Origin of the sequence: Actinomyces sp. 2119 (genome assembly GCF_003591215.1) — a bacterium.
Lineage (GTDB): Bacteria > Actinomycetota > Actinomycetes > Actinomycetales > Actinomycetaceae > Actinomyces > Actinomyces lilanjuaniae.
In genome coordinates this window covers 124,808-144,108 of sequence record NZ_QYRR01000002.1, presented here as the reverse complement: position 1 = coordinate 144,108, position 19,301 = coordinate 124,808, and the positions used below count along the sequence as shown (strand labels likewise).

At 64.6% G+C, this 19,301-nt stretch carries 17 protein-coding genes, 2 tRNA genes and 1 pseudogene; 10 read left to right on the top strand and 10 right to left on the bottom strand.

All coding sequences use genetic code 11. From position 1 onward, the window contains the following. The first annotated feature begins 31 nt into the window (after positions 1-31). The 5 genes from gyrA to D4740_RS02465 all read left to right on the top strand — a co-directional run bounded on the left by gyrA (position 32) and on the right by D4740_RS02465 (position 4,790). Positions 32-2,716: a DNA gyrase subunit A gene (gene gyrA / locus D4740_RS02485; RefSeq protein WP_119835363.1), complete on the top strand. Its 2,685-nt coding sequence runs from the start codon at positions 32-34 to the stop codon at positions 2,714-2,716. Next, positions 2,713-3,210, top strand: coding sequence for a DUF3566 domain-containing protein (locus tag D4740_RS02480; RefSeq protein ID WP_119835362.1), 498 nt, complete (start codon positions 2,713-2,715; stop codon positions 3,208-3,210). Before gyrA ends, D4740_RS02480 begins: the two co-directional genes overlap by 4 nt. A gap of 49 nt (positions 3,211-3,259) precedes the next feature. After that, positions 3,260-3,333, top strand: a tRNA-Ile gene (locus tag D4740_RS02475). Positions 3,334-3,506: 173 nt separating this feature from the next. Next, positions 3,507-3,579: transfer RNA gene (locus D4740_RS02470), tRNA-Ala, on the top strand. Positions 3,580-4,028: 449 nt separating this feature from the next. Further along, a complete protein-coding gene (locus D4740_RS02465; protein WP_119835361.1) occupies positions 4,029-4,790 on the top strand; it encodes a Rossmann-like domain-containing protein in 762 nt (253 codons plus the stop codon). Positions 4,791-4,809: 19 nt separating this feature from the next. Here D4740_RS02465 and D4740_RS02460 read toward each other — a convergent pair whose 3' ends face one another. Then, positions 4,810-5,676, bottom strand: coding sequence for an aldo/keto reductase (locus tag D4740_RS02460; protein ID WP_119835595.1), 867 nt, complete (start codon positions 5,674-5,676; stop codon positions 4,810-4,812). Positions 5,677-5,868: 192 nt separating this feature from the next. Beyond that, the gene (locus D4740_RS13105; protein WP_243106826.1) at positions 5,869-6,294 is read right to left on the bottom strand and encodes a hypothetical protein; all 426 of its coding nucleotides are present in this window, start codon (positions 6,292-6,294) and stop codon (positions 5,869-5,871) included. A gap of 363 nt (positions 6,295-6,657) precedes the next feature. On the opposite strand from D4740_RS13105, the gene D4740_RS02450 reads away from it, so the two are divergent. From D4740_RS02450 to D4740_RS02445, 3 genes and pseudogenes are all read left to right on the top strand, one after another. Then, on the top strand, positions 6,658-7,179 hold the full coding sequence (locus D4740_RS02450) for a peptidylprolyl isomerase (protein WP_119835594.1): 522 nt from the start codon (positions 6,658-6,660) through the stop codon (positions 7,177-7,179). A gap of 154 nt (positions 7,180-7,333) precedes the next feature. Next, a pseudogene (locus D4740_RS13495) lies at positions 7,334-7,441 on the top strand (B-box zinc finger protein); the annotation flags it as partial. Between the two features lie 117 nt (positions 7,442-7,558). Further along, positions 7,559-8,188 carry a rhomboid family intramembrane serine protease gene (locus D4740_RS02445; RefSeq protein ID WP_310732061.1) on the top strand — a complete coding sequence of 210 codons (630 nt, stop codon included), beginning with the start codon at positions 7,559-7,561 and terminating at the stop codon, positions 8,186-8,188. A 179-nt stretch (positions 8,189-8,367) separates the two neighbouring features. Here the strand turns inward: D4740_RS02445 and D4740_RS02440 are convergent, their stop codons facing one another. Next, on the bottom strand, positions 8,368-8,745 hold the full coding sequence (locus D4740_RS02440; protein ID WP_243106827.1) for a cell division protein CrgA: 378 nt from the start codon (positions 8,743-8,745) through the stop codon (positions 8,368-8,370). Between the two features lie 179 nt (positions 8,746-8,924). Here D4740_RS02440 and D4740_RS02435 point away from each other — a divergent pair, with 179 nt between their 5' ends. Both D4740_RS02435 and D4740_RS12810 read left to right on the top strand, forming a co-directional pair. Then, positions 8,925-9,704, top strand: a complete 780-nt coding sequence (locus tag D4740_RS02435) for a class E sortase (RefSeq protein WP_119835359.1) — start codon at positions 8,925-8,927, stop codon at positions 9,702-9,704. Then, positions 9,704-9,862: a hypothetical protein gene (locus tag D4740_RS12810; protein ID WP_162933729.1), complete on the top strand. Its 159-nt coding sequence runs from the start codon at positions 9,704-9,706 to the stop codon at positions 9,860-9,862. Before D4740_RS02435 ends, D4740_RS12810 begins: the two co-directional genes overlap by 1 nt. Positions 9,863-9,954: 92 nt before the next feature. Here D4740_RS12810 and pknB read toward each other — a convergent pair whose 3' ends face one another. Genes pknB through D4740_RS02400 form a run of 7 tightly spaced genes read right to left on the bottom strand, consistent with a single transcriptional unit; the run spans position 9,955 to position 19,145 of the window. After that, entirely contained in the window at positions 9,955-12,006 is a 2,052-nt protein-coding gene (gene pknB / locus D4740_RS02430; RefSeq protein ID WP_119835358.1) for a Stk1 family PASTA domain-containing Ser/Thr kinase, read from the bottom strand. Beyond that, the gene (locus D4740_RS02425; protein ID WP_119835357.1) at positions 12,003-13,253 is read right to left on the bottom strand and encodes a serine/threonine-protein kinase; all 1,251 of its coding nucleotides are present in this window, start codon (positions 13,251-13,253) and stop codon (positions 12,003-12,005) included. The genes pknB and D4740_RS02425 overlap by 4 nt, the downstream gene beginning before the upstream one ends. After that, positions 13,250-14,743 (bottom strand): penicillin-binding protein 2, encoded by a 1,494-nt coding sequence (locus D4740_RS02420; protein WP_119835356.1) that lies wholly within the window; start codon positions 14,741-14,743, stop codon positions 13,250-13,252. The genes D4740_RS02425 and D4740_RS02420 overlap by 4 nt, the downstream gene beginning before the upstream one ends. Then, positions 14,740-16,461: an FtsW/RodA/SpoVE family cell cycle protein gene (locus D4740_RS02415; protein WP_119835355.1), complete on the bottom strand. Its 1,722-nt coding sequence runs from the start codon at positions 16,459-16,461 to the stop codon at positions 14,740-14,742. The genes D4740_RS02420 and D4740_RS02415 overlap by 4 nt, the downstream gene beginning before the upstream one ends. A 1-nt stretch (position 16,462) precedes the next feature. Continuing rightward, entirely contained in the window at positions 16,463-17,974 is a 1,512-nt protein-coding gene (locus D4740_RS02410; RefSeq protein ID WP_119835354.1) for a PP2C family serine/threonine-protein phosphatase, read from the bottom strand. Beyond that, a complete protein-coding gene (locus D4740_RS02405) occupies positions 17,971-18,441 on the bottom strand; it encodes an FHA domain-containing protein (RefSeq protein WP_119835353.1) in 471 nt (156 codons plus the stop codon). The genes D4740_RS02410 and D4740_RS02405 overlap by 4 nt, the downstream gene beginning before the upstream one ends. Next, entirely contained in the window at positions 18,438-19,145 is a 708-nt protein-coding gene (locus D4740_RS02400) for a DUF3662 and FHA domain-containing protein (RefSeq protein ID WP_119835352.1), read from the bottom strand. The genes D4740_RS02405 and D4740_RS02400 overlap by 4 nt, the downstream gene beginning before the upstream one ends. Between the last annotated feature and the right edge of the window lie 156 nt (positions 19,146-19,301).

The following is a 19,301-nucleotide window of genomic DNA, read 5'->3' as shown; positions in this document are numbered from 1 at the left end:
GGATACCGAAACACAAGACCGAAGGAAACCCGTGAGCGACGAGAACACCACCAGCATCGACGGTACCGAGGAGACGGATCGGGACCGTATCCAGCCGGTCGACCTGCAGATGGAGATGCAGCGCTCCTACCTTGACTACGCCATGAGCGTCATTGTCGGACGGGCGCTGCCGGACGTGCGTGACGGACTCAAGCCCGTGCACAGGCGTGTCCTCTACGCTATGTACGACGGCGGGTATCGGCCCACCTCATCCTTCTCCAAGTCCTCCCGCGTGGTGGGTGAAGTGATGGGAAACTATCACCCCCACGGTGACGGTGCCATCTATGACGCCTTGGCTCGTCTGGTGCAGTGGTGGTCTCTACGCTATCCTCTGGTAGCCGGCCAGGGTAACTTCGGTACTCCTGGGAACTTGGGACCGGCCGCGCCTCGCTATACCGAGTGCAAGATGGCTCCTCTGGCCATGGAGATGGTCCGAGACATTGATGAGGAGAGCGTCGACTTCCAGGACAACTACGACGGGCGTAATCAGGAGCCGGCGATTCTTCCTTCACGGTTCCCCAATCTGTTGGTTAACGGATCGGAGGGGATCGCGGTGGGTATGGCCACCCGTATCCCTCCGCACAACCTGCGTGAGGTCGCCAGTGGTGTCCAGTGGTTCCTCTCTCATCCTGAAGCGTCCCGCGAAGAGCTTCTTGAGGCCCTCATCGCCCGGATTCCTGGCCCTGACTTTCCCACTGGTGCCACGATCCTGGGACGTCGCGGCATTGAGGACGCCTACCGTACCGGTCGCGGCTCGATCACCCAGCGTGCAGTGGTGGAGGTTGAGGAGATCCAGGGACGCCAGTGCCTTGTGGTCACAGAGTTGCCCTATCAAGTCAATCCTGACAACCTGGCCGACAAGATCGCCCAGCTGGTGCGTGAGGGCCAGGTTCAAGGAATTGCCGACATTCGTGATGAGACCTCGGGACGTACCGGCCAGAGGCTGGTGATCGTCCTCAAGCGCGATGCTGTCGCCAAGGTGGTACTCAACAACCTCTATAAGCGGACTCAGCTGCAGGACAACTTCGCCGCAAATATGCTGGCCCTGGTTGATGGTGTGCCGCGCACTCTGAGCCTGGACGGGTTTGTGCGTCACTGGGTCTCCCACCAGATTGACGTCATTGTGCGGCGGTCACGCTTCCGACTGCGCAGGGCGGAGGAGAGGCTGCATATCCTGCGCGGTCTTCTGGCTGCCATTGACGCCCTGGACGCGGTGATCGCTCTTATCCGTAGATCGCCCACCACCGAGGAGGCCAGGAGCGGGCTCATGGAGCTGCTGGGAGTTGACGAGGCCCAGGCTGAAGCTATTCTCTCCCTCCAGTTGCGTCGTCTGGCTGCTCTGGAACGCCTGAAGATCCAGCAGGAGTCTGACGACCTTACCACCCGGGTAGCTGATCTGCGTGACATTATTGCCAGTCCTGACCGTCAGCGCGGTATCGTCTCCTCCGAGTTGGCTGAGATCGTGGACAAGTATGGAGACGAGCGGCGTACGACGATCGTGCCTTTCGATGGCGAGATGAGTCTGGAGGACCTCATCCCCGAGGAGGACGTGGTTGTGACGATTACTCGTTCCGGTTACGCCAAGCGGACCCGTACTGACGCCTACCGGTCTCAGCACCGGGGAGGTAAGGGCGTCAGGGGTGCGGTCCTTCGGGAGGACGACGTGGTCAGCCACTTCTTCGTCACCACGACTCACCGCTGGTTGCTTTTTTTCACCAACCTGGGGCGAGTCTATCGGGCCAAGGGCTATGAGCTCCCTGAGGGAGGCCGTGACTCCAGGGGCCAGCACGTGGCAAACCTCCTCGCCTTCCAGCCCGGGGAGGAGATCGCCCAGGTCATGGAGCTCACGGACTACGAACAGGCGGACTATCTTGTGCTCGCTACGCGCCGGGGTCTGGTGAAGAAGACCAGGCTGCAAGAGTACAATTCTAACCGCTCTGGAGGGGTTATCGCCATCAACCTGCGACAGGACGAGGAGGGAAGAGCCGACGAGCTGGTCTCTGCGCGCCTGGTCTCCGAGGGCCAGGACCTGCTGCTGGTCTCCCACCACGGTCAGTCGCTTCGCTTTCAGGCGGACGATGCCACGCTACGGCCGACCGGACGTGCAACGAGTGGCGTGACCGGTATGCGCTTCCGGCCGGGTGACTCGCTGCTCGCCATGGATGTCATTGACCCCTCCTGGAGGGACGCGGATCTGTTCGTGGTGACTGAGGCAGGGTACGCTAAGCGCACCAACGTGGCTGACTACCCAGTCAAGGGGCGGGGCGGCCTCGGGGTCAAGGTAGCCAACCTAGTGGAGGAGCGTGGCGAGCTGGTGGGGGCGCTGACGACCGCGCCCAGTGACGAGGTCATGTGCATCATGGCGTCCGGGAAGGTTGTGCGCTCTGCCGTCTGCGAGGTCTCAGTCACCGGAAGGACGACACAAGGTGTGACTTTTGCCAAGCCTGATGAGGGTGACCGCATCATCGCGGTGGCTCGTAACGCTGAACGGGACCTTGACAGCCCGGAGGTGTCTGGGAAGGAGCCACGGGAAGACGCAGCCGAAGACCAGGTGAAGCAGCCTGACACAGCGCTTCTTGGTGTGGTAGCAAGTCAGGATACCCAGACTGTCACGGATGCGAGCACCACGGGTGAGGCGGTAGCGTTGCCTGATGAGGAGAGCGAGGTAGAGGCATGAGCCAGCCGATATCCATTCCGCCTGGTGGCGGGCCGCCCCAGCCTGTGGGAGACGCTGTGTCCGTTGTGGAGGCGACGACCTCCGGGTCGAACACGGAAGAGAAAAAGTCTAAGAAGAAGATCGTCGGTCCACGGCGGGTGCGGCTTGCACTCACCCGAATCGACCCGTGGTCGGTGATGAAGGCCTCCTTCCTGCTAAGCTTTGCGGCGGGGGTCATGGTCATTGTGGCTACTGCTTTTACCTGGCTGATGCTCGACGCAATGCAGGTCTTCTCCACGATTGAGGACCTGGCCAGGACAGTCGCAGGCGAGGACTCTAACGCCTTCACCGCCCTCATGACCTATCTACAGCTGCCACGTGCCCTTGCGATGGCAACGATCGTTGCAGTTGTCAATATGATTCTCATCACTGCTTTAGCAACGGTGGGCGCTTTCCTGTACAACATCACTGCAACCTTGGTCGGTGGGATTCATCTCACGCTCGCTGACGAGTAACTGACTTGGCCGTTCTGGGCCGAGTGAGATAACCTCGTTCCAGTGGCACGGGCCTATAGCTCAGTCGGTTAGAGCGCATCCCTGATAAGGATGAGGTCGCTGGTTCGAGTCCAGCTAGGCCCACTTCAGCGAAGTTGGTAGGGGATCCAAATGTGTAGTCGCGGTTTTGTCCCGATTATGCTTCTCACCGCCTTGGCTACTGGGACCTACGTCTTGTGGCTGAGGTTAGAGTCGGATTGTCGGCAACGGACCACCTGGGTGGAGGTAGCTGACCCGCTGGACTGAGGTCCAGTACCGGGGCCATGGCGCAATTGGTAGCGCACCTGCTTTGCAAGCAGGGGGTTACGGGTTCGAGTCCCGTTGGCTCCACCTAGCGATGGAAACTGACTCCCCCTCTGGTAGTTCTAGGCGGGGATTACCCTAGAGGCGCTTGGACCGCGGCCAAGGAGAAGGCGTTGGCAAGCCAGCATGGTTGGAGTGCAGGTGGCTGTCTGGGCGCTTCTTATTTAGTTTGGGATCTGTCAGACTCTGACGGAGGCTATTTTACCGGGCGCGTGTATTGGAGTCTTACTTAGGCGTTACAACCACCAGGTTGCTGGAGGTCGCAGTCAAGGTCTCCTCAACAGGTGTCAGGAGTAGTATCCGGGTGCGGCTCCCAGGGAGAGGATGTGCCTGGATTTTCGTTCTCGGCCCGCGTAGAGTGAGGAGCGCTTCACCTTGTCAACCAAGTCGGCTTACTGTGGCATCCAGGTCTCCTGGCCCAGGCAGCGGACCTGGGTACTCGGGCCGGTGAGCTGAACGGGGAACGGAGACATAGCATGACTAATCCGTGGGAGATCTACGACGCTCTCATCGACTGCCTTCCCGCTGACATCCGTGTGACACGCACCGGTCAGGGACCGCGGTGGACCCGTGTGCTTAACTCAGCCGAATCGGTGGGGTCAGCCTGGACCATGGATGTACGGAGTCGACCGGCTCTGGTTGAGGACTCCGCACTGATTGGTAAGTCGTTGCGTGACGTTGCCGCACTGGTGCGTTCCTGGAATCTGGCGGAAGCTAGCGTTGGGTTGGCTGCTGTGAACTCCTGGTACTCCGCACCGGGCACCGCTGAAGGCAACGGCTTTGTCCCTACCGGTGAAGGGACTACCTGGAGGCAGGTCTTTGACCCCTTTGCTGCCGATATCGCCGGGAAGAAGGTGGCGGTCGTAGGTCATTTCCCCTTCGCGCAGGCCGCACTGGCTGGGGCCGCGGAGTACAGCTGCCTGGAACGCGTGCTGCAGCCTGGGGACTATCCGGACAGTGCCTGTGAGTACATCCTGCCTGAGTGTGATTATGTGTTCATCTCCTCCTCGAGCTTTGTCAATAAGACGACGCCACGCCTGATCGCCCTGTCTCGGCAGGCCTACACGGTACTTGTGGGTCCTTCCACCCCCTTGCATCCTGTGCTCTTCGATCACGGGGTGGATACCGTGACCGGCTACGTTTTTTCTACCGATGTTGCCCAGGCGGACGCCTTTGCCGAACTGGTGCAGGACAATACTATTGGTTCTGGTTACCGTGTCCACAGGCACCGGGCATAACTTGGACGGGCGGTGCGACTTATACCTGGACCCGGTCGGGATGAGATCCCGTACGCTGGCCGCGGTCCAAGGCATCGATCGCCGCCACCTGCTCCTGGGTCAAGGTAAAGCCGAAGACGTCACCGTTGGTCCTGATGCGATCAGAATGCACCGATTTGGGGATGACTACGAAGCCTTTTTGTAGATGCCAGCGGATGACTACCTGCGCCGGACTTACCTTCAGGTCCTGGGCTATCTGTACGACCACTGGGTCCTGAAGAACCTGTCCCCGGCCCAGCGGCGACCAGGACTGCGTAACGATACCAAGCCGCTCATGGATGCTACGCAGCGACTCCTGAGTCAGCCACGGATGGAGCTCGACCTGGTTGACGGCTGGTACCACCCCGGTGGCCTCAGTGATACGGTGCAGGTGCTCAGCAGTGTAGTTCGATACCCCGATCGCCCGGACTCGACCCGAGTCAAGAATCTTGATCATGGTGCGCCAGGTATCCACCAGGTCAATTCCCGCAGACATGGCCAGGGGCCAGTGCACCAGGAACAGGTCCAGGAAGTCCAACCCCAGGGCGTCGAGAGTGGCGTCAAGGCTGCGCAGCGCATCGTCCCGCCGGTGGTTGGGATTGTCGAGTTTGGAGGTGACAAACAACTCCTCGCGCTGTAGCCTGCTGGCCGCGAGAGCGCGGCCCACCCCTGCCTCGTTGCCGTACATCTGAGCCGTGTCGATATGTCGGTAGCCTAGCTCGAGCGCCGCCAGGACCACGTGCTCAGCGTCGTCATCAACTACTTTGTAGGTTCCGAGACCCAGTTGGGGGATCATCGGGGGTGTTGATGGTCCAGCGGGACTTATGCCGTGAGTCAGGGGGATGAGGTCTGCTGGCAGTCCGGTCATGGTGACAGGGTACACAGGAGCAGGGTGCGGGTACAGGCAGGCTGTGGTCGCACGGCAACGGCGGTGGCGTACCCGCAGGTACACCACCGCCGTCTACGTGATTCAAGACTGCCTAGCCAGAGCAATACATAACTGCTGCGGACTGGGAGAAGACGATGCTAGGACAGCCGCCGCGTGCAGGATCTATCCTGCTCAGGCCTCAGGGGCAGGAGGAGCTGGCGGGACGGTCGGCGGTTCCGTGCTGTCGCCCTGCTGAGCAGTGTCAGGGGTGGCCGCAGCGGGAGTAATGCCGTATCCAGTGTCCTGGGCATCAGTGGAGTCTGCCCAGTACTCTTCTGCCCAGGGGTCCTCTACCGGCTGGCTACGACGCCACATGACGTAGGCAGCGCTGGCTGTCGCACCGGCGAGAGCCAGCCAACCCAGTGTCTTGAGGACGCGATGCTTCTTCTGCTTCTTCACAGGAACCTCCAATGCGGCGGACTTTGCGGCGACGGCCGCGCGCTGAGCGCGTTCCGTCAAGTTGCCGTCCGCCTGGGCAGCAGCCTGGGCGGCGACAGCGGCACGTTGCGCGCGGGGCACGTAGTCTTCCACGACGCGTAGCCGGGCTTCCTCAACCACAGGTTCCAGTCGGACCTGGGTGTCCTTAGCGGCACGAGCAACATCCGCACGCGCTTTACTGACACGTGGCGCCAGCCATACGGCAGTGCGGGCAGCCCGGTCAGCAACCGTCTCAGCAAGAGAGGCGGCCCCCTGGCGGAGTTGACCACTGTCAATTTTTGCGTGGGTCTTGCAGCACGTCTTCTTGCAGCACAGCATGATGTCGCTCCCTCGCTCGGGACGGAAGGTAGAACAGAAACTATGGTCGCACTGCCGCGGTGATCGTGCCCAACGGAGGAACCGGGGTTTTGCCTGGGGTGAACAGCGTAACGGTCAAGGTGGCGGCTACTGCCCCAAGGGCCAAGCCGTGCAACCATGGCTGCTATGGAAGCGACTCTTCACACGAACCACGGTGACATCCGCCTCGAGCTCTATCCTGAGCAAGCCCCCAAGACCGTCTCCAACTTCGTGGGGCTGGCGACAGGTGAGAAGGCATGGACTGACCCGCGCACAGGGGAAGAGTCCAACGCGCCGCTGTACGACAACGTCATCTTCCACCGGGTGATCCCTGGCTTTATGATCCAGGGGGGCGACCCCCTGGGGACCGGTACCGGTGGTCCGGGGTACGTGTTCGACGACGAGATCGACCCCTCCCTCACCTTCGCTGCTCCCTACGTGCTGGCTATGGCCAACGCCGGCAGGCGGCTGGGGAGAGGGACCAACGGCTCACAGTTCTTCATTACCACGGCACCCACTGAGTGGCTCCAGGGAAAGCACACGATCTTTGGTGTGGTGACGGACGCTGCCTCCAGGCAGGTTGTCGACGCTATTGCCGGCGTCGCCACTGACCAGCGAGACCGCCCCGTGGAGGACGTCGTCATCACCTCCGTATCCATCATGCCGTGAGCCCCGCCCCGTCAGTGCAGGTTGTCAGCCTGAGAGCGCCCCTCCCAGCAAGCGGTTGGTCCCTGTCCGGTTCCGTCCTTGCCAGCCCCGACGGCCAGCCTCGACCGCACTGGCACGCAGTGAGAGACGCGCTACGGTTTCACAGGAAAAATAGATGAGTCAGCAGCCTGTCTCCACTCCTCCTGTCTGTCCTCGACACCCACAGACTGCTGCCTACGTGCGTTGCCAGCGTTGTGGTCGCCCGGTGTGTCCTGAGTGCCAGGTTCCTAGCGCTGTCGGTGTCCACTGTGTGGACTGCGTACGTACCTCGCAAGCAGGTCGGCGGCGTGTGCGCACTGTCCTGGGTGGCAGACCGACGTCAGGAACTGCTGTAACCAACATGCTGATCCTGGCCTGCGTCGTGGTGTATATAGCCCAGTTTCTCCTTCAGACCGCCTCCATCCCCCTGGACCGGCTGCTCGGATTCGTCCCCGCTGCTGCCCTGGAGGAGCCGTGGCGGTTCCTGAGTACCGCTTTTCTCCACGGGCCACCGCTTCACCTGGCATTCAACATGTGGGCGCTGTGGGTCCTGGGCTCTGTCCTGGAACCGCTGCTGGGACGCTGGCGGTTCCTCGCTGTCTACCTTCTGAGCGCCCTGGGCGGGTCTGTGATGATCTACCTGCTGGCCTCCCCGGCCTCCCAGGACTGGGTCACCTTGACGGTCGGCGCCTCAGGCGCGGTCTTTGGCCTGTTTGCCACGACGTTTGTGGTACAGCGACGCCTCGGACGTGACACCTCTCAGATTGTGGGGCTACTGGTCCTCAATGCCGTGATCTCCCTCCTTGGTGCCAACATATCGTGGCAAGGCCACTTGGGGGGGCTGCTCACCGGCGGCCTGCTGGCGGCGGTTTTTGCGTGGGCGCCCAGAGACAGACGCAGCCTGTACGGCGTTGTGGCGACAGTCGGTGCTGCTGTGGTCCTGGTGGCCCTGGTGCTTGTCCGCAGCCTGCTGGTCCAAGGACCTGGGTGACTGTCATGCCCTGCTGGTGTCCATGGAGGCCAGTCAATAACTGAATGACACCGATGTGGTTGTCCCCAGGTGTGGACACATCTGTGGAATCACATCGCTGTAGTTATCCACATGTGTGTACTCACCTGGGGACAAACGCTCCCAGTGCTGTGTACCCCTGTTCACGGGCGGGTACCGCGTTACCTCCAGCGAAGAAGCCCCAGGAAGCCCACCATCATGATGAGAAAGCCGATGTAGAGGTTGCCGTTGAGGAGCCAGTCGGAGGCGTGGTTCTCCTGGAAGTACGGGATCGGGTACTGTCCCTGGAAGAGGTAGGTGATCACGACCCAGAGCAGGCCGATAACCAGGAGAGACACCATCGTCGGGGCGTACCAGCGGGGGGAGGAGGTGTCTCTCACCTTGGTAGGAGTACGGGAGACCCGGTTGGCTGCCGCCCGGGACTGCTCCTCCAGCGCCCTGGCGCGCTTTGCCGGGTTACCTGACCGTAGTGCGTGCCTCAGGTCGGTATCGGACAGGCGCGGCTCGGTGTTCTTCCCAGACTTCTTCCACAGGGCCACGTGGGTCTCCTCACTGGCGGTTGGCGGTTTGGGGACCGCCACAAGTACGTATTCCGCCCTAGCCTAGAGCATGGCGCGAGACGTCCTGGACGTCTGTACTGTGATACGTCCACCACGGGAGACCTTGCGCTTATCCTGGTCTGCCACCAGACTGGGCCTCCCACACCGAAAGAGGTCTGATGTCCAGAACCCATTCTGTGCGCCCCCCGGTGCAGGCTCGTGACCGCAAGCGTGGTAGACGTTTTGTCAACGCGATCCTCACCGGTGTCGGAGAACTTCTTATCACCTCGGGACTCGTTGTTGCCCTGTTCCTGGTCTGGCAGCTGTGGTGGACGGGGATAGATGCCTCGGCAAGCGCCGCTGCTGCTACGACGAGCTTTGAGCAGACCCAGGTGGACTCTCCTGAGGTGGAGGGCACCCGCCACTATGAGGACCCTCCTGCGGTCCGCCCGGTCGGGAACGGACAGACGATCGGGATGCTTGTCGTGCCCAAGTGGTACGGTGTCACGAACAACAACATGCCCGTGATCGAGGGCACGGGATCTGATGTCCTGGACCAGGCAGCTGCTGGTCACTACCCGGAGACCCAGCAGGTTGGTGAGGTCGGGAACTTTGCTGTGGCCGCCCACCGTCGTACCTACGGCAACTCCTTCAGGCGTATTGACCTCCTGGAGGAGGGTGACGAGGTGATTATCTCGACTGCCGATACCTGGTATGTCTACACGGTCACCAGTCATGAGATTGTCATGCCTGACCAGGTTGAAGTCCTCGCTCCTGTTCCCGGGGAACCGACAGCGACGCCCACCACCGCCATGCTGACGATGACGACCTGTCACGGGGAGACGACCGGGGAGTGGGGCAACGACCGCCGCTGGATTGTCCACGCGGAGCTCTCCTACTGGATGGATCGCTCTGAGGGGCGTCCCGCATCAGTTCTCAACGACCCGGAGGTGAACTGATGTACGGCTGGATCTGGAGACATCTGCCCGGACCCTGGTGGCTGCGGGCACTTCAGGCGCTCCTCCTGACAGCGGCAGTGGTCTACCTGCTTATGGAGGTCGTCTTCCCGTGGGCGAACGAGACGTGGAACTTGTCCGGAAACGCCGACGTGGGCTAGGGCGGTGCTAGCCCCTCAACGGTAGGTGGAGCAAAGCACCGGTATAGAAATAGAAGAGAGGAAGAGATGTCGTCGCCCACTGCGACGTACGTCTACTCCTGATCCTGGGAGTCCTCCTCGTCGTCGGCAGCAGCCTCCTCACCGTTGTTCTGAGGACCGTCGGAGACGGTTAGCCTGACTCGCGTACCACGTTCCACCTCGGAGCCTGGTGACGGGCTGACAGAGATGACGTCTCCTGCTGGAACCGAGTCAGAGGAGGCGAGATCAGCCTCGCCGTCGACGCTCAGCCCGGCACCCTCCAGGGTAGCCACCGCTTCCTGCTGGCTCATACCGGCCACGTCAGGCACGACAACCGCCTCGGCTGTAGAGGCTGACGTGGCTGGGGACGTGGCCGTCGGTGTCGGGGTGCCCGCACCGCTGGAGACCACGATATTGACCTCGGTGCCCTGGGAGACCTGGGTGCCGGCTGCTGGGTCAGACGAGATCACCGTGCCCTCAGCGACACTGCTGGAAGAGTCCTGGCTGACGTTACCGACACTCAGGCCGACAGATGTCAGTGCCTCACGGGCCTCCGCCTGGGTCATACCGGTCAGGTCCGGGACCTGGGTCTCCCCGGTGGACAGGACCAGAGACACGGTCGAACCGCGCTGTACTGGGTTGCCAGCGACAGGGTCGGTGCGGATAACCCTGTCCTTGGCGACAGTTCCCGAGTCCTCCGTCGTGGCGTTACCGACCTGCAGCCCGGCCTCCTCAAGGGTGGTGCGGGCCTCGTCCTGGGTCTTGCCGGAGACGTCGGGCACGTCAACCATGGCTGAGCCCCCCGAGAAGTAGACGGTAATGGTGGTGCCTGTCACGGCAGAGGTACCGGCCTCAGGGTCGGATGAGACGGCAAGACCCTCGTCGATCGTGTTGTGCGAGACGTCCTCACCTCGGCTGAAAACCAGCCCAACTGCCTCTACGGCTTCGCGTGCCTCGTCCTCAGTCATCTCAGCGATGTCGGGGACGGCGACCTCGGTCGGGGAGGCCGAGGGCTCAGGAGCAGGGCTACCTCCGATACGGCCGGAGGCGTACAGTCCCGCGACCACTGCGGCAGCCAGGAGCAGGACCACCAGCAGCGCACGTAGCCACAGGCGCCCTCTGCGCTGTGACGGCGCGGACTGCGCCTTGTCGGAGGAGTCCGCCGGTGCCGGAGCCTGGGAGCCGACCGCCTGGGCGGCAGCGGGGGCAGTCGCAGACGCCGCTCCAGCGGCTGCCCAGGAGTCTGCCGCGGGTGCGGCCACCGCCAGTCCCTGGGCAGCCGCCTGCAGGTCAGCACGCATGTGGGCGGCATCCTGGTAGCGGTCCTCGCGGCTCTTGGCCAGGGACTTGAGAATGACCCGGTCCAAGGACTCGGGCACGTCCGCCGCCAGTGCGGAGGGGCGGCGGGGGATCTCACGCACATGCTGGTAGGCGATGGCCACAGCGGAGTCGCCCTGGAAGGGCGGCTGACCAGTCAGCAGCTCGTAGAGGAGGCAGCCGGTGGAGTACAGGTCGGAGCGGGCATCGACGCTCTCTCCCCGGGCCTGCTCTGGTGACAGGTACTGGGCTGTACCGACTACCGTGTGGGTCTGGGTGACGGTGGAGGCCGAGTCCTCAATGGCACGGGCGATACCGAAGTCCATGACCTTGACCGACCCGGTCGAGGTCAGCATGATATTGCCAGGCTTGATGTCGCGGTGGACGATACCTGTGCGGTGAGAATACTCCAGGGCGTCAAGGACACCGGTGACGATCTCTACGGCCTCAGTGATAGGGACCGCCTCACCCTCGCTAAGGAGCTCGCGTACAGAGTGGCCCTCGACATACTCCATGACGATATAGGGGACCAGCCTGACGGCGCCGGAGTGCTGTGGCAGCTCCTCCTCGCCGGAGTCGTAGACGGCGACGACCGCGGGGTGGTTGAGTGCGGCAGCGGATTGTGCCTCACGGCGGAATCGCTCCTGGAAGGTGGGGTCGCCAGCAATGTCTGAGCGCAGCAGCTTGATGGCCACCCAACGTGACAGCCGGGTGTCGTAGCCAAGGTGCACCTCGGCCATGCCTCCACGTCCAATGAGATCGCGGATCTCATAGCGGCCCGCGAGGACCTGGGGGAACTGACTGGTCACAGTACCTCCTTGACAGGGAAACCGGCACCCGAGGTCGCTGTCGTCGAGGCCTCAGGAGCTGGGTCAAGCGTACCTAGACCTGCCAGGACTGCGCTCACAGCCAGAACGAGGACGAAGAACCGCAGGGACGGCAGGCGCATACCCATAAAGCGGCGGCCGGAGGCGTGCCTGGGAGTGCCTTCCGGGGCGTCCTCGGAGTTCTGCTGGCTCCGGGCGCCTCCGGGCTGGCTGACGGCCTTGGGTGTCGCGGCTGCACCGGGGGTCTGCGGGTGCGCAGGCTGGGCTGTCTGTCTCGGCCGGGTCGGATGGGTCGAGAACGCAGAGTCCCTGGTAGAGCCCTCGGGCTGAGGAGCCTCGTGTCCGGGCTCCTGGCGGCGGCCTGTCGCTTCCCAGCCCAGTGCCCCGCTGGAGGTCCAGGGCTCAGGTGGCAGGTTGACCACGATACGGTCCAGGGTGCGGGCTACCTCCCGGGCCGAGGCAGGACGGTCCTTCGGCTTCTTTGCCAACAGGCTTAGGACGACGTCGCTGACCTGGGGAGGCAGGGTGTCCGGAAGCGGAGGAACGTCGTCGTTGACGTGGGAGAAGGCGATGTCTACCTGGGTGGCGCCAGTGAATGGGCGCCGTCCAGCCAGTGCCTCATAGGCGATAATCCCCAGGCCGTAGAGGTCACCGGCAGGAGTGGCCATGTTGCCCATGGCCTGCTCGGGGGCAAGGTACTGGGCTGTGCCCATGACCATGCCGGAGGCGGTCATCGGCCGCTGGTTCAAGCCGGTGGAGATGCCGAAGTCCGTCAGCTTGGCCAGGCCCTCACGGTTGATGAGGATGTTGGAGGGCTTGACGTCACGGTGTACGACCCCAGAGTCGTGCACGACCTGGAGGGCGCGGGCAACCTGGGCTAGGACGGGCAGGATCTCCGAGGGGGGGAGGGTGCCCCGCTCCGTCAGGATGTCGGACAGCGCCCTGCCCTGGACTAGCTCCATGACGATCCAGCCTGTGCCCTCTTTCTCCCCCGAGTCCAGGACTACCGCAAGATTGGGGTGGCGCAGGCCGCGGGAATTGGTGGCCTCGGCACGCAGACGCGACAGAAAGATCTCGTCGCCAGCCAACTCTGGTCGCAGGATCTTGACGGCAACGGCCCGGCCCGAGCGCAGGTCCGTGGCCCGCCATACCTCGCCCATACCTCCCAGGGCGATACGCTCCACCAGGGTGTAGCGGCCCTGGAGCTCCAAGCCGACACGAGGTCTCACTGGTCCACCACCGCGTCAATCACTGTGGCGGCAATAGGGCCGGCCAGGGAGCCACCCGTAGCGGTGGAGTCGGTGTCGGCACCGCCGTCCAGCACAACGGCAACTGCCACGTCGGGGTTGTCGATGTCCGTCCCGGCGAAGCCGACGAACCACGTCGTCGGGCCGCCCTCGTCCGCTCCGGTCTCGGCGGTGCCGGTCTTGCCAGCCACTGTCACGCCCGCTACCTGCGCAGTCCGGCCGGTACCCTCGGCAACAGTCTGCTGCATCAGCTGCGACAGGGAGGCGGCTGTGTCCTCGTCGATCGGGGTACGAGCCACGGACGGAGAGGCCGTGTCCACGACGTTGAGGTCGGCGTCCAGTGTGCGCGAGACCAGGTAAGGGGACATCTGGGTACCCCCGTTGGCCACGGTAGCCGCGACCATCGCCATCATCATCGGCGTTGCCCGTACCGACGCCTGGCCGATCCCAGCCATGGCCGTCTGGGCCTCGGAGGTGTTTGCGGGGTAGGTCGAGGGCGTGACCGTCAGGGGGATTGCCATGTCGCTGTCGAAGCCCCAGGCGCTGGCCTCCTCCGCCAGCTCCTCCTCTCCGACGTCGATGGCCAGCTGCGCGAAGGGAGTGTTGCAGGACTCCATAAAGGCATAGGCAAAGCTGACTGAGCCGTTGCCGCAGGACTCCCCCGCGTAGTTGCTCAGTGAGTGGCTGGTCCCTGGCAGGGTGATCGTGTCCGGGGCGCTGACCTCGGAGTCGGTGCTGACCGTTCCCAGGCGTAGGGCTGCAGCGGTGGTGAGGATCTTGAAGGTAGAACCCGGCGGGTACAGGTCGCCACCGATGGCACGGTTGGTCAGGGGCTTGGCGGGGTCCTCGTTGAGGGCTTCGAGAGAGGCCTGGGCCGCGCTGCCGTCGTGGGTGGCGAGCGTGCTGGGGTCGAAGGAGGGGGTGGAGACCATGGCCAGGACCGCGCCCGTTGAGGGGTCCAGGGCGACGACAGCGCCCTGGCGTCCCGCCAGGGCATCGTAGGCCGCCTGCTGCGCCTGGGGGTCGATCGTCAGCTCCAGGGCGCCTCCGCGCTGGGCACCCCCGGTGACGAGTGACCTGACACGAGAGGAGAACAGTGAGGGGTCGTCCCCGTTGAGCACTGAGTTGCCGGCACGCTCCATGGCGGTCATAGAGGCGAAGGAGGTGGCGAAGTACCCGGTGATCGGCGCGTACAGCTCGCCCCCCGGGTAGGTGCGCTGGAAGGTGTAGGCGTCGTCCGACTCCACGGTGTCGGCCACGGCGGTGTCACCGACGAAGATAGGTCCTCTGTCGGTGCCGAACTGCGCGTAGACCGTGCGTGAGTTCCGCGAGTCGGTCACAAGCGTTCCGTAGGGGGAGGCCGACTCCCACAGAGCGGGGCGCGCCAGTCCCTGCACGCTGGTCAGTGATGCGGACAGGGCAAGGAACATCACCAGGACCAGGATGGTGACCTGACGGATCTGACGGTTCATGTGCTCTCCTGCCCCTCTGCTCCTGTGCTACCAGGAGGTGCCTGCTGGATCCCTCGAACCGGGGTCGGTGGCAGCGTCGCCTGGTGTGCGGGTGGACCCTGGTAGGGGCCGGGCCACTGAGGTTCCTCGTGCGCACCCGCAGTCGTGATTGTGGTCGTCTCCGCGTCGCTGCCCAGGAATCCGGGGACGTCCACGGTGCCACCGTACCCGTCGGGGGCCAAGGGGGTTGCCTGCGGGTCCGGGACGGCGTCATCGTCCATGGTGCCGTCGTCGCGGGCGTGCAGGACCTGACTGCGCAGCGAGCTCGGCAGTTCGGCGGTATCGATGATCTGAGGTGCCTGGGTGGAGGGGCGGCGGGCGGCGTCGGACAACCTCACCAGCAGCGCCAGGATGATCCAGTTAGAGATGAGGGAGGAGCCACCGTAGGCCAGGAAGGGCGTGGTCAGACCGGTGAGCGGGATGAGCCGGGTGACTCCGCCAACCACCACGAAGACCTGCAGGCCGATAGTGAAGGACAGTCCGGTGGCCAGCAGCTTGCCAAAGCCGTCCCGCAGGGCCATGGCGGTGTGCAGCCCCCGCTGGACCAGGATGAGGTACAGCAGGATAATCGCCAGGGACCCGGTCAGGCCCAGTTCCTCACCCAGAGAGGCAATGATGAAGTCAGAGTTGGCGAAGGTGACCAGGCTGGGATAGCCCTCACCCCAGCCTGAGCCCACCAGCCCCCCTGAGGCCATGCCGAACAGGGCGGTCACCAGCTGCCAGGAGCCGCCGATACCGTTGTACACCTCGGGGTCCATAGCGTTGAGCCAGCCGTTGATACGCTGCTGGACGTGGCTGAGGTGGGTCGCGGCGAACCAGGCGGCGGGCAGGAACAGCAGCCCGCCGATGAGCAGCCAGGAGGGGCGGTCTGTAGCCACGTAGAGAACCACGACGAACAGGCCGAACAGCAGCACCGAGGAGCCCAGGTCACGCTGGAGTACCAGGACGACGATACTCACGCCCCACACCACCAGCAGCGGTCCCAGGTGACGGGCGCGTGGCAGGTTCATCCACAGCACACGGCGTCCTGCCAGTGCCAGGTTGTCGCGGTTAGCCACGAGGAAGGAGGCGAAGAAGACGGCCAGCAGTACCTTCGACAGCTCTGCCGGCTGGAAGGACATGGGACCGATGATGATCCAGATGCGGGCGCCATTGACCGTCCGGCCGATGAGGGGCAGGAAGGGGAGCACGAGAAACACGAGTCCCAGCCACATGGCCCAGCGGTCCCACCGCCGCAGGTGCCGGTGGTCACGGACCACCAGGACTGCGCAGAAGCAGAGGACGCCCAGGACGGTCCAGATCAGCTGCCTGTTGCCGACGTAGTACTCCGGCTGGTCGTTGCTGAGGTAGGCCTGGTCCAGCCGCTGGATCATGGCCAGACCGATGCCGTTGAGGGCGACTGCCGTGGGCAGGATGACAGGGTCAGCCCAGGGGGCGGTGCGACGGACCCACAGGTGGACGACCAGGGCGATAACGGCCAGGGCGACGCCGAGCTGGAGGGTCTGTGCCGGGGAGGCGCCGGTGCGGTTGAGGGCGGTCAGGACAAAGCCTCCCAGACCGATGACCAGGGCGATGCCAAGCAGTGCTGCCTCCGTCCAGCGGCCTGACCGCCGTGGGGAGCCGGCAGGGTGGATCGTGGCCACGCCCGGAGGGGTGCTGGGAGCAGGGGCGGCGCTCATCTCAGCTCTCCTGGGTGGGGGTCGGGGAGCTGCTGGGAGAGGGAGGCCGGGATGTCGCTGACGGGGTCGTGGAGCCTGGTGCCGTCGGCGTGGCGCTGCTGGTGGCCTCGGTCTCAGGGCTGGTCCTGGCGTGGCTGGACACCGTGACCTCGACATAGCGGCGTGCTGAGGCCAGGGAGTCGCGGTACACCGTGTCGTCCAGCAGGTCCCGCATGCGCTCATCGAGGTCTTCGACGGCTGGCTCGGAGTAGGTCTCTACCACGTGGCTGAGCTCTAGCGGACCCACAGTCTGGGGGATCCCCCGGTAGATAGCCACCTGGTCGTCCAGGGTGGAGACGTAGTAGTGGGCCTGGGTCCACCGGTAGAACAGGAAGCCTGCTCCCAGGACAGCGGCCAGCAGGACCAGGGAGCCGACAAAGGTCCTGCGGCGGCTGTGACGTCGTGCCGCACGCTGGGCGTCAGCCTCGGCTGCGACCGCGTCCCAGACCTCTTCGGCATCCCCGTCCTCGTGATCCACGGCAGCACCACCGGTAGTGCCGTTGTCGGTCTCCAGCGTGGCCATGAGCGCGGCAGCCTTGGCTGCCGGTGTTGAGGGGCCGCTGCGGGAGAGCTCCTGGGAGGAGTCGGCGTGGTCCAGCTCGTCGTTGCGCCCGGTCTGCTCCCTGACATCGCTGGCGGTAGCGCCTGTCCGGTTCGAGGAACGGGCAGCGGCGGCGGCGCGCTCCTGAGCGAGGCGCTCGGTGGCGGCGCTGCCGACGACCTGGGGGTCGCTCTGCGGGTCGGGCTCATTCCTGACGACGTCGAACACCACTGCGGTCACGTTGTCTGGCCCGCCCGCCCGCAGGGCCAGGTCGATGAGCTGGTCGGCGGCCTGGCCCGGGTCAGTGACCGAGGCCAGCACCTCCCCGATGGTCTCCGCGCTGACCGGGCCTGACAGCCCGTCGGAGCACAGGAGCCAGCGGTCACCCGGTACCGCCTCGCGGATCGACTCGTCGAGCTGGACGTCGCCCTCGGCATCCCCCAGGACGCGAAGCAGGACCGAGCGCTGCGGGTGCTGCCGGGCCTGGTCGCGTGTCAGCCGCCCGGTCTCCACCAGGTACTCCACGAAGGTGTGGTCCGTAGTGACCTGTGTCAGGGTCCCGTCACGCAGCATGTAGGCCCGCGAGTCCCCCACGTGGATCATGGCCAGCTTGTTGCCAGAGCGCATGACGCCGATGCACGTGGTCCCCAGCCCGGCCAGGTCCGGGTCCTGCGCGGACAGGGAGACGAGCTCCGCGTGGGCGGCGTGAACGGCGTCGCGCATGAGGCCGAGGAGCTCTCCGGCCTGGTGGGAGTCCGCGTCCAGGGGCATCAGGTGCTCGACGGCCACGGCTGAGGCGATGTCGCCGCCGGCGGGGCCGCCCATGCCGTCGCACAGCACGCACAGGTGCGGCCCGGCGTAGCCGGCGTCCTGGTTGGACTGGCGCACGAGGCCGACGTCGGACCTGGCGGCAAAGCGCAGGGAGATGGTCATGAGCGCAGCTCCAACGTCGTCTGCCCGATGCGGACCGGGGTGTTCACAGGCAGTTCGACGGCTCCGTGCACGGGTGCCCCGTTCATGGTGGTCCCGTTGGTCGAGCCGAGGTCCTCAAGCCACCAGGAACCTTCCTTGGGAAAGACGCGAGCGTGCCGGGAGGAGGCGTAGGAGTCGTCCAGGACCAGCGTGCACGAGGGTGAGCGGCCGATGATGATCGAGGTGGGGCTCAGGGGGACGGTAGAACCGGCGAGCGGTCCCTCGGTGATGAGGAGTCGGGAGGGGCTGCGTCGTCTGCTGCGGGAGGGGGAGGGCTCTGAGGTGTGGGAGGAGCGTCGCCGGGACGAGGAGGAGGTGCCCGGTGTCTCGGTGACGTCCCGGCGCAGGGCGCGCACGATGAGGAACAGGAACGCCCACAGCAGGGCCAGGTAGCCCAGCCGAAGGATGGTGAAGACGAGCTCGTTCACCCGTTGGCCCCGGCTGACTGGGTGCCGTCCCAGAACATGATCTGGGTGCGGCCGATGGTCAGGGTGTTGCCGTCCACCAAGGTGACGGCGTCCACGCGCTGCCCCTCGACGAAGGTACCGTTGGTCGAGCCCATGTCCGTGGCGATCGTGTTGCCCTGTGTCAGCCGGATCTCCAGGTGCCGACGGGAGACCCCCGAGTCGTCGACGATGATGTCGGCCTCGCTGCCGCGGCCGATGATGGTGACGGGGCCGGTGAGCAGGTAGCGCTGACCGTTGATGTCCACGATGGGGTGGGACGGCGAGGCCGCTGCGGCTGCGGCCGGGGCCGCAGCGCCACGGCGTGTGGAGGACTCGATCTCCACGGCGGGGGCGTTGGGAGCGTCGTTGGCCACGAAGGTGACCTCGACCGGGCCGACGAAAGAGTAGCCTTGCTCTGCGGCGTGCGTGGTAGCGACCTCCTCCATCTGCCGGACCATCTCGTCCTGGCCCCAGGCGGTGATGCGCTCGATGCTGGCGGGTGCCAGGTGGATGCGGAAGATGTTGGGTACCACAGAGCGGTCGCGCGCGAAGGACGCGGCCCGCTTGTCCATGGTCTCCCGCAGCTTCGAGGCGATCTCAATGGGCTCGACGTCGTCCGAGAAGCGTGACATGGCGCGGTTCGCGACGTTCTCGACGCCTTTCTCGAACTTGTCCAGGAAACCCATGGACGTTACCTCCCCAGAGTAGTGTGCGACGGCCCCGTGGGGCCGGGAGACGGAACTGCCCCGTCTCCCTGGGCCTGCGGCAGGCCGGTGCCCTGACTCAGCCTTGGCCCATCGTAACCGTAGTGACCCCCTGACAGGGAAGACGGGACAGGAGTG

What these genes read in the sequence shown, in the direction of transcription:
- D4740_RS02410 (WP_119835354.1), bottom strand. Translation starts at nt 17,974, where the DNA reads ATGACCATCTCCCTGCGCTTTGCCGCCAGGTCCGACGTCGGCCTCGTG.
- D4740_RS02460 (WP_119835595.1), bottom strand. Translation starts at nt 5,676, where the DNA reads ATGACCGGACTGCCAGCAGACCTCATCCCCCTGACTCACGGCATAAGT.
- D4740_RS02415 (WP_119835355.1), bottom strand. Translation starts at nt 16,461, where the DNA reads ATGAGCGCCGCCCCTGCTCCCAGCACCCCTCCGGGCGTGGCCACGATC.
- D4740_RS02465 (WP_119835361.1), top strand. Translation starts at nt 4,029, where the DNA reads ATGACTAATCCGTGGGAGATCTACGACGCTCTCATCGACTGCCTTCCC.
- D4740_RS12810 (WP_162933729.1), top strand. Translation starts at nt 9,704, where the DNA reads ATGTACGGCTGGATCTGGAGACATCTGCCCGGACCCTGGTGGCTGCGG.
- D4740_RS02445 (WP_310732061.1), top strand. Translation starts at nt 7,559, where the DNA reads ATGCTGATCCTGGCCTGCGTCGTGGTGTATATAGCCCAGTTTCTCCTT.
- D4740_RS02420 (WP_119835356.1), bottom strand. Translation starts at nt 14,743, where the DNA reads ATGAACCGTCAGATCCGTCAGGTCACCATCCTGGTCCTGGTGATGTTC.
- D4740_RS02435 (WP_119835359.1), top strand. Translation starts at nt 8,925, where the DNA reads ATGTCCAGAACCCATTCTGTGCGCCCCCCGGTGCAGGCTCGTGACCGC.
- D4740_RS02450 (WP_119835594.1), top strand. Translation starts at nt 6,658, where the DNA reads ATGGAAGCGACTCTTCACACGAACCACGGTGACATCCGCCTCGAGCTC.
- D4740_RS02480 (WP_119835362.1), top strand. Translation starts at nt 2,713, where the DNA reads ATGAGCCAGCCGATATCCATTCCGCCTGGTGGCGGGCCGCCCCAGCCT.
- D4740_RS02400 (WP_119835352.1), bottom strand. Translation starts at nt 19,145, where the DNA reads ATGGGTTTCCTGGACAAGTTCGAGAAAGGCGTCGAGAACGTCGCGAAC.